Raw genomic sequence first — 1,089 nt, 5'->3', positions numbered from 1 at the left:
GCGCCGGTGCCGGTGCCGAGCAGGGGCGTCAGCCGCTGTCGCCGCCGCGTGGTGGCCCGCGTCCCGAGCTGCCCGGCGGCAACCCGGCCTCGCGTGCCTCGCTGGACGTCCCCCGCGGCCACGACGAGCAGGACGCCTCGCAGACCGCGCGCATGCCGCGCATCGACGACCGGCAGGGCATGGGCGGCACCGCCGAGATGCCCCGCATCGACGCGCAGGACCCGTCGCAGACCGGTGGTTTCCCCCGCCAGGACCTGTACGGCGCGGGCGACCAGCAGCAGCACACCGGGCAGTTCGCCCGGCCCGGCGCCAACGGACCCCAGCACACGGGGCAGTTCCAGCGTCCGGGTGCGGGTGACCAGCAGAGCATGGGCCAGTACCAGCAGCCCGGTGCTCCCACGCCCCGTGTTGCCCCCGCAGGCAGCCAGCAACCCGACGCCCGCCCCTGCACTCAACAGTCCCCTGCGACTGACCGCCATCTGAGCACCTCCTCGCTCCCGTCATCGATGCCCGGCCCGGTGATCAACGATGCGGGACAAGTACGAAGAGGGTGTTGCGACGGTGTGTCACCCCTGGGGGCGACCTTTCGTGAGGTGGCTCGTTGTGCCTGTCGTACGAAAGGAGAGCTGATGGTCGGCTCGTCGCACGAGGCGCTGCACCGCATCTTCCAGAAGGACCCGGCCCTGCTGACGCGGGCGTTGCAGCGGGTGCTGCACGTACCGTTCCCCGAACCGCACGACATCGCCGCGCTGAACGTCGATCTCACCGAGATCGAGCCGGTCGAGCGCCGGGTGGACACGCTGCTGCGCGCGGAGACGGACGAGGGCACGTATCTCCTCGTGGTCGAGTCCCAGGGCAAGGTGGACGACCGCAAGCGGGGCAGTTGGCCGTACTACCTGTCGTACCTGTACGAGAAATACCGCTGCGAGCCCGTCCTCATCGTCATCACCCAGAACAGCGCGACCGCGCGCTGGGCCGCCCGGCCCATCCGTCTCGGCTTCCCCGGCTGGCACTCGCTGACCGTCCGGCCTCTGGTGCTGGGCCCCGACAACGTCCCGGTGATCACGGACGAGCGGCAGGCGGAACAGG

The 1,089-nt window shown here is 71.0% G+C and carries 2 protein-coding genes; one reads left to right on the top strand and one right to left on the bottom strand.

Annotated features, from left to right (window positions below; all coding sequences use genetic code 11):
* A partial coding sequence (locus AB0M20_RS45275) for a hypothetical protein (protein WP_364307832.1) occupies positions 1-455 on the bottom strand: 455 nt, incomplete at its 3' end.
* A gap of 174 nt (positions 456-629) precedes the next feature.
* On the opposite strand from AB0M20_RS45275, the gene AB0M20_RS45270 reads away from it, so the two are divergent.
* The coding region (locus AB0M20_RS45270; protein WP_364307830.1) for a hypothetical protein at positions 630-1,089 on the top strand (460 nt) is incomplete at its 3' end.

The organism is Actinoplanes sp. NPDC051633 (assembly GCF_040681735.1).
Lineage (GTDB): Bacteria > Actinomycetota > Actinomycetes > Mycobacteriales > Micromonosporaceae > Actinoplanes.
This window is presented reverse-complemented; position numbering and strand designations above follow the sequence as displayed.